General features: G+C 67.0%; 6 protein-coding genes. 2 read left to right on the forward strand and 4 right to left on the reverse strand.

The genetic code is table 11. The features are described from left to right. Positions 1-557 (forward strand): SDR family oxidoreductase (locus A5706_RS16135; RefSeq protein WP_068132352.1); only part of this gene is annotated, 557 nt, incomplete at its 5' end. A 3-nt stretch (positions 558-560) separates the two neighbouring features. Here the strand turns inward: A5706_RS16135 and A5706_RS16140 are convergent. Further along, positions 561-2,300, reverse strand: a complete 1,740-nt coding sequence (locus A5706_RS16140) for a SulP family inorganic anion transporter (protein ID WP_068132354.1) — start codon at positions 2,298-2,300, stop codon at positions 561-563. Positions 2,301-2,309: 9 nt separating this feature from the next. Then, a complete protein-coding gene (locus tag A5706_RS16145; protein WP_082964430.1) occupies positions 2,310-3,389 on the reverse strand; it encodes a sulfate ABC transporter substrate-binding protein in 1,080 nt (359 codons plus the stop codon). Positions 3,390-3,534: 145 nt separating this feature from the next. Between A5706_RS16145 and A5706_RS16150 the strand changes: the two genes are divergently transcribed. Further along, positions 3,535-4,935 (forward strand): DUF2252 domain-containing protein, encoded by a 1,401-nt coding sequence (locus tag A5706_RS16150; protein ID WP_068132356.1) that lies wholly within the window; start codon positions 3,535-3,537, stop codon positions 4,933-4,935. 10 nt (positions 4,936-4,945) lie between these two features. On the opposite strand, the gene A5706_RS16155 is transcribed toward A5706_RS16150, so the two are convergent. Beyond that, positions 4,946-6,571, reverse strand: coding sequence for an NAD(P)/FAD-dependent oxidoreductase (locus A5706_RS16155; RefSeq protein WP_082964431.1), 1,626 nt, complete (start codon positions 6,569-6,571; stop codon positions 4,946-4,948). Further along, complete coding sequence (locus A5706_RS16160; protein ID WP_068132361.1) at positions 6,568-8,355, reverse strand: NAD(P)/FAD-dependent oxidoreductase; 1,788 nt, start codon at positions 8,353-8,355, stop codon at positions 6,568-6,570. The genes A5706_RS16155 and A5706_RS16160 overlap by 4 nt, the downstream gene beginning before the upstream one ends. Between the last annotated feature and the right edge of the window lie 139 nt (positions 8,356-8,494).

The raw sequence follows: 8,494 nt of genomic DNA on the forward strand, positions 1-8,494 counted from the left end.
ACTACGTCATGCGGACCAACGCGGTCGGCACGGTCAACGTCAACGAGGCGTTTTACCAGATCGCCGGTGAGGGCGCGGTGATCGTCAACGTGGCGTCCATGTCGGCCTACATGCTCCCCGCGGAAATCGTTCCGGCACACCAATTTCCGCTGGCCTCAGAAGACCCCGAGGCCTTCATGGGCGCCATGCTGGCGGCCTGCGACATCGCGCCCGAGGAGGCCCGTTCCGGCATCGCCTACGCGCTGAGCAAGACCTTCGTCAAGTGGTACAGCCAGGCACAGGCGGAGCGATTCAATGCGCGCGGGCTGCGCATCGTCTCCGTTTCGCCGGGGTCGACCGACACCGAGATGGGCCGGCTGGAGGAGCAGGCCGGGGCCGGCGCCATGGTCGCCGACGCCGCGGTACCGCGTTGGGGCAAGCCCGAGGAGATGGCAGAGCTGCTCGCGTTCTGCGCCAGCGACAAGGCGGGCTACCTCACCGGGACCGACATCCTCAACGACGGCGGGGTGATCGCCTCGATGACCGAACGAGCCAGGGTGGCCGCGGCCAAGGGTTGATGCTCAGACCAGGTAGTACAGGTCGGCGGGCGGGGCCGGTTCCGCCAGCCCGTTGTGGGCATAGCGCACCGCTTTGAGCGTCGCGGAGTATTCCTCGTCTTCCTCGGGGAAGACGTGCTCCGCGGGAAACCAAGCTTGGAAGCCAACGTTTTTCAGCAGCGTGAGCGTATCGGCGCGCACCCCGGCGAGCAGGACGGTGACGCCGCGCGCCGCCTCCCCGCGCAGGAAGTGCTCGATGCGCTCGATGCAGACGACGTCGGGATGGCGCACCCGCTTGAGCCGCAACACCACGAACCGGATGTCGTCGCTTTCGATCCGCTGCCTGATCTCGGACAGGTAGCGGTCCAATTCCGGTGCGGCGCCGAAGAACAGCTCGCCTTCCACGTCGTAGATGACGATCGAGGGATCGGCCGGATCGCCCGAGATGCGTTCGCGGACAACGCGTTCGGGGGTCACGATCAGCTCTTTGGCCTTCAGCTTCGCCGCGCGGGGCACGAACAGCAGGATCGACAGGATCACGCCCAACAGAACCGACTTGTCGAGATCGATCGCCACTCCCGTGAACGCGGTGACGAGCACCAGGCCGGCGTCATAGCGCGACGCCTTGAGCGTGTAGATCAGGCGCTTGAAGTCGACGAGGCGGGCGGCGGTGACGAGCAGCAGCCCGGCCAGCGCCGCCTGGGGCACATAGCGCAATAGGGGCGCGAACAACAGCAGGGCCGCGGCAACCGTTGCGGCAGAGACGATCCCGGAGAACCGGGTCAACCCACCGGCCTGGAAGTTGATCGCCGATCGCGACAGCGATCCCGAGCCCGGCAGGCTCTGAAAGAAGCCGCCGGTGAGGTTGGCCAGGCCTTCGGCCATGATCTGCCGGTTGTAGTCGATCTCCTGTTTGGTTTCGTAGGCAATGGCTTTGGCGATCGACAGCGCTTCGATGATGCCGACGAAGGCGATCGCTAATGCGCCCGATGACAGCTCCGGCAGCCAATCGATGTGGACCTCGGGGATGTGCGGGGTAGGCAGGCTGCGCGGGATCTTCGCGGCCACCGCTACCGCGGTATGGCCGTTCGCGCCCGGAACCGACCACCCCGCCAGGTAGGCGATCAGGGCGGTGATGATCAGCACGGCGAGCATGTCGACCTGCGGCCACCCGTAGCGTCGCACCAGCCGGCGCAGCACGACCGCCAGGACCACCGCGGCGACGCTGAGCGTCAGGGCGCGGTAGTTGATCGCGTCGCCGTGGGTGAGGGTGAGCCATACCCGGCGCAAGACCTGCATGTGCCCGTTTCCCTTGTCGCGCACCCCGAGTGCGTTCCCCAGCTGCCCGGCGGCGAGCAGAAACGCCGCCGCCGCCATGAAGCCGATGATTACCGACTCGGAGATGTAGCGGGTCAGGTTGCCGAGCTTGAACAGGCTGATCACGATCTGGAATCCGCCGACCAGCACGGCCAGCAGGAACAACCCCTCGAAGAGTTGGGTGCTGTTCTCCGAATCGATGAATGCCAGGGCGCCGAAGACCAGCAGCGAGATGGCGCTCGTCGGCCCGTTGATCAAATGCGACGACGAGCCGAAGATCGACGCGACGATCGTCACGACGATCGCCGAGTAGACCCCGAACCTTGGGTCCACGCCGGCGATCAACGCGTACGCCATCGCCTGGGGGAACGAGATAGCGGCGACGGTCAGACCGGCGATCAGATCGTGCCGGCCCTTCACCAGGTCGTAATTCAGCGCGAAGCCCATAGTCTTTCGCTAGGTCGCCGACGCCGCACCCGGCGGCGCCGAGATCGTGTCGAGGATTCCGTTGATGCCGAAGAACTGCTCGCGCGCGTCGCTCCAGTCCTTGGCGATGGCGGTGATCGGGAACAGCGCGAGCGGGGGCAGCCGGTCGGCATGTTTGGCCAGGATCTCCGGCTTGAACGGGCGGTAACCGTACTGCGCCACCTGTTCTTGCGCGGCGTCGGTGAACAGGTAGTCGAGGTAGGCCTTGGCGTAGGTCGCCGTCTTCGGATCGGAGACGTTGGCGTCGACCCAGGCCACGGCGGGTTCGGCGAGGATACTGACCGGTGGATAGACCAGCTGCAGTTCGTCTTTGTTGGCGGCGACCTCGCGCAGCGCCTCGTTCTCCCAGGTCAGCTGGACGTCGCCGATCTTCGCCAGCGTGAAGCTGTCGCCGGCACCGCGCGCCCCGGCATCCGAGACCGCCACATGGCGCAACAGCGACCGCACGTAGTCGGTCGCTTGGGCGTGGCTGCCGCCCCGGGTGGTGACCGAGCCCCAGGCCGCGAGGACGCTGAGCTGGCCGTTGCCCGAGCTGCGCGGGTTGGGGGTCACCACGGACACATCGCCCTTGGTCAGGTCGGGCCAGTCGTGGATGGCCTTGGGATTGCCCTTGCGGACGACGAAGACGATGGTCGACGTGTACGGCACCGAGTTGTGCGGCAGCCGCCGTTGCCAGTCGGGGGCGACCAGCCCCCGCTTGCTCAGCGTCTCGACGTCGCTGATCAACGCCAGCGACACCACGCTGGCCTTCTGGCTGCCGTCGAGGACGCTGCGCAGCTGACGTCCCGAACCGCCGTGAGATTCCTTGATGTCCAAGCTGATTCCGGTGTGCGCGCGATATTGCGGGATGAATGCCTTGTCGATCGCCGCGTACAACTCACGCGTCGGGTCGTAGGAGACGTTGAGGATTTGGTTGGTCCCGGCACCGGGAGCGTTCTTCACGACGATCGCGGTGGCGGCGAGGACGAGGGCGACCACCCCGACGACGTTGAGCCAGCCCATGCGCAATCGGGGGCGGAAACGCTCGAACGCCGGACGCGCTTTCAACATCCAGGCGTCCTCTCACAGCAAACGCCGGACCATTTTCGTCCGGCACCAATACTTTCAAGGATGTTAACGATCGGGCCACTTCGGCACAGCGTTGAGAATCACCCTGAAGCTAACTGCAAAGCGCGCCCGTACCTATGCTGAGCAGATGCCGCAGCGGGCTTTGCGTGACCGCCTGATCGAACTCGAAGTACCCGAGCAGGACGTGGCGCGCGGTCGGGCCCTGCGAAAGACGGCTCCCCGAAGCGCTCTCGCCCAATTGACTCCGTCTCACCGAACGGCCACGGAAATCCTCGTCGAGCGAAACGCCGGCCGGCTGCCCGAACTCGTCCCCCTGCGTTTTGCCCGGATGCTCACCGACCCCTTCTCGTTCTATCGGGGCTCGGCGGCGGTCATGGCCGCCGACCTCGCCGCCAGCCCTACGAGCGGGATCGAAATCATGTGCTGCGGTGACGCTCACATCTCGAATTTCGGCGTATACGCCGCGCCCGATCGCTCAATAGTGTTTGACCTGAACGACTTTGACGAGGCCGCGGTGGCGCCGGCCGAGTGGGACGTCAAGCGCCTGATCACCAGCGCGATCGTCGGGGGGCGCCACGCCGGATACCCGACCAAGGCGATCCGCGGTTGCGTCGAACAGGCGGTCGTGGGTTACCAAACCAGCCTGACGGCGATGCTCGAGGAGATGAACGTTCTGGACCGCTACTACCTGCGGGTGGAACCCGAGCACTACACCGGGACGGTGTCCAAGGGCCTGCAGGCGGTGATTCAGAAGACGATATCCCGGGCGCGCACCCGAACGTCGGCGCGAGTGTTCAAGCGGATCATGGAGATTGGGTCCGACGGAACCCCGCGCCTACGGGAGGCGCCCCCAGTGCTCCAACATGTCGACGAGGAGACCGAAGAGCCGTTGGTGGAGGCGGTTCAGGAGTACCTGACCGTCGTCCCGGCCGACGTTGCGCTCCTGCTGTCGCACTTCCGCATCACCGATGTCGCGTTGCGCGTGGTCGGCGTCGGCAGCGTCGGCACCCGGTGTTATCTGGTCATCCTGGTGGGGCCCGATGGCACGCCGCTGATCCTGCAGATCAAAGAGGCCACTCGATCGGTCCTCGACGAGTACGGCCGGTGGGCTCAACCGGAGAGCCTCAACGCGGCCGTCGAGGCGAGCGGCCAGGGTGCGCGCGTCATCGATGGCCAGCAGATCCTGCAGGCGATGTCGGACGTGTTCCTCGGAACGACGCGCAAGGACGGCCGCGACTACTACGTGCGTCAATTCCACGACATGAAGGGCTCCGTCGAGACCGAAGGCATGTCGCCTTCGACGTTCAGCGACTACGTCAGTGCCTGCGCGGTGCTGCTGGCGCGGGCGCACTCGCAGAGCGCCAACGCGTCGATACTGCGCGGCTACGCGGGCACCGGCGACACCTTGCATCAGGCGGTCGCCGAGTGGAGTTACGCCTACGCCGATAAGTCGCTCGACGACTTCCATCAACTACGCGCGGCGGCCAAGGCCGGCGACATCGAGGTGGCCGACGATCCCGCCCGTTGAGCGGCGTCAATTACGGTCCCTGGGAATCGGTCTCAGCATGCAGGCGTTCGGCAGGGCGATAGACAGCGTGGCGGGCCGGATCGGCGTGCCGTGGCGACCCCGAAAGCGGCGGAGCACCCCTTGAGCGGTGCCACCAATCGCCCGACCGCAGCCGCCAGGTGCGCCGCGCGTATTCCAGTTCGGTATAGGGCCATTGGGTCACGATGCGGCCGGTGGGCGAACGGAAATAGCTGTCGCACTGGGTCCACACCGTGCGCTCGAGATCCGCGGAAAGCGCTTCGTTGTAGCGCCTTTCGGCCTCCGGGCGCACATCCACATAGCCGCCCCGGCGCGCCACCCGGCTGACGGCGCTGGCCACCAGCCGAGCGCCCGCCTCCAGGATGTAGACGATCGAGTTGCCGCCCTGGTTGGTGTTGGGGCCGTACAGCATGAAGAAGTTCGGGAAACCCGCGACGGCCACCCCCAGGTAGGCGCTCGGGTCGGCGCCCCAGCGCTCGTGCAGCCGCTGACCGTCGACGCCGACCACGTCGATCCCCGACAGGTAGCGCGACGTCTCGAAGCCGGTCGCCAGCACGATCACGTCGACGTCGACGGCCCGGCCGCCCGCGGTCAGCACCGATGTCTCGGTGACCCGCGCGATGGGATCGGTCACCAACTCGACGTTGCCCGCCTGCAATGCGCGGTAATACTCGTCGCCCAGCAGCACCCGCTTGCACCGGAACGGGTAGTCCGGCGTCAACGCGCGGCGCAGCCGGCCGTCGGCCACGGTGCGCTCCAAGAACGACGTCGCAACGTGCGTGCGTGCGGCGACCACCGGGTCGTCAGCGAAGGTGGCGGTGTTGTCGTGCTGGAATTTCCAGATCTGCCAGCGAGCGCGGCGCACGGCCAGGGGATCACGCCGAAAGCGCGCCAACTCCGCCGGGCTGTACGGCCGGTCGTCCTTGGGCACCATCCACGGCGGGGTCCGCTGGAACACCGTTACGCGTTCCGCTGTCTTCGCGAGCTCAGGGACCACCTGCACGCCGCTGGCGCCGGTGCCGATCACCGCCACCTTCTTGCCGGCCAGCTCGATGCCGTGATCCCACTGCGCGGTGTGCATCAGCGAGCCGCCGAAGTCGGTCAGCCCCGCGATGTCGGGACGCTTCGGCGATCCGAACAATCCGACGGCGCAGACGACGACGTCGGCGCTCAGCGTCTCGGCTTGCCCCGCGCGATCCACTTCGCAGTCCCAGCACCACGCGTCGGAGTTCCACCGGATCGAGCGCACTTTGGTGCCGAGCAGGAGATGGCGGCGCAGGTCGAATTCGTCGGCCACGGACTCGAGGTAGGCCAGGATCTCGGGCTGACGAGCGTAGGTGCGGCTCCAGGATTTGTTGGGCGCGAAGGAAAAGGAGTACAGGTGGCTCTGGATGTCGCAGGCGGCGCCGGGATAGGTGTTGCGTCGCCAGGTGCCGCCGACCCCGTCGCCGGCCTCGATGATCACCAGGTCGTCGATGCCGGCGCGGCGTAGCGCCACCGCCGCGCCGAGGCCGCCGAAGCCGGCCCCGATGATCGCCACCTTGGGTGGGCGCCGGCGGCGCGTGGCCGCCCGCAGCCGGCCGAACGCATAGCGCCGACGGGCGCCTCGGCTCGTCACGGCCCGGCCTTTCCGCCGCGGACCTCGTAGCCTTCGAGGTCCCCCTTCGCCCGCCACGCCTGCAGCAGGTCCGCGTACTCGGTCGGTGCGCCGATGAAGAAGCTGCCCTGCCGAGTCTTGGCGTCCGCCTTGCCTTCCCGGTTGTAGTAGCCCGGGGTGCAGGTCCTTGCCCGCTCGGCGGTCGCCGTCGAGCGGGCCACCACCAGGTCGACCCATGCGGCTTCGGCCTCCGGCGACGCCTCGATTTCGGTGACGCCGCGCTCCAGCGCCCACGCGATGATCCACGCGGCGTGGCTGGCCTGCACGTCCAGCAGGTAGGGAAAGTTCACCGTGAGCCCCGCCTGGGCGATGCTTTCGATGAAGCAGTTCGGAAACCCGTTGGCACACAAGCCCTGGAACGTGCGCACGCCCTCGCGCCACCGGTCGGTCAGCGTCAGGCCGTCGCGGCCGATCAGCTCGAACCCGGTGCGCCGGCAGTAGTCGGTGCCCACCTCGAAACCCGTTGCGAAGATCAGGCAGTCGAGTTCGTACGTCGTTCCCTGGACGACGACGCCGGCCTCGGTGATGCGCTCGACCCCGCGGCCACGGGTGTCGACGAGCGTGACGTTGTCTCGGTTGAAGGTCTGCAGATATTCGTCGTGGAAACACGGCCGCTTACAGAAGTAGCCGTACCACGGTTTGAGCGCCTCGGCGGTCGCGGGATCGATCACGATCTCGTCGACGCGCGCCCGGATCTCCTCCATCTTGGCGAAGTCGGCCAGTTCGATGTTCGGGGCGGGGCCGGCGCCGTCCTGGCGCATGACGGGGAGTTTGCGGGTGATGCTCGTCCACGCGTCGGCGACCAGATCCTCCTCGGCCTGACCGCCCGCCGTCAGGATCTGGAAGTTGCGGATGCGCTCGGCCTGCCAGCCCGGCCGTAATGCGTTGGCCCACTGCGGGTCCGTGGGCCGATTGGCTCGCACGTCGACGGATGACGGCGTGCGCTGGAACACGTAGAGATGCCGCGCGGCCGCGGCGAGGTGCGGCACGCACTGGATGGCGGTGGCGCCGGTGCCGATGATTCCGACTCGCTTTGTCGCCAGGTGCTCCAGCTTTTCGCCGGTGTAGCGGTAGTCCCACCGGCTGGTGTGGAAGGTCGGCCCGCGAAAACTGCCGAGGCCGGCGATCCCGGGCAGCTTGGGTTTGGCCTGGTAACCGTTGGCCATGGAGACGAACTTGGCCCGCATCTCGTCCCCGTGGTTGGTCCGGATGATCCAGCGTGAAGCCTTTGAATCCCAACGGATCTCGTGTACGTCGGTTTGCAGGCAGGCGTCGCGGTAGAGGTCGTAGTGCTCGGCGATGCGTTGGCAATGGGCGAAGATTTCCGAACCCCGGGCATACTTGTCCGCCGGAACGTAACCGAGCTCCTCCAATAGCGGCATGTACACGTAGCTTTCGACGTCACACGCGATCCCCGGGTACCGGTTCCAGTACCAGGTGCCGCCCACGTCGGCCGCCCTGTCGATCAACCGCACACTGTGGACACCGAGCTCGCGCAGCCGCGCGCCCGTCAGCAGGCCGCCGAAGCCGGCACCGATGACCGCGACGTCGACCTCGTCGGTGAGCGGCTCGCGGGTGAACGCGCCGTCCACCCAGGGGTCTTCGGCGAGTCGCGCGAAGGCACCCGCGGTCTCCACGTACTGCGCGATCCCGTCCGGGCGCAGTCGCCGGGCCCGCTCTTCGGCGTATTTGCGGCGCAGCGCGTCGACGTCGAACGTCACCCCAACGGTCGCAGGATTTGGCATCGGCTTCCTCATCGTGACCCCGGGCCGACTATATAATCAATCGTTTGATCATATCAATGGGCCTGTGGACCGCCGCCCAGCAGCGTGCCCCTGATCAGGCGCTTGGCCGAGTCCAGCGCAGCGTGGTACTCCTCCGGCG

It is taken from the genome of Mycobacterium sp. E796 (assembly GCF_001672815.1).
GTDB lineage: Bacteria > Actinomycetota > Actinomycetes > Mycobacteriales > Mycobacteriaceae > Mycobacterium.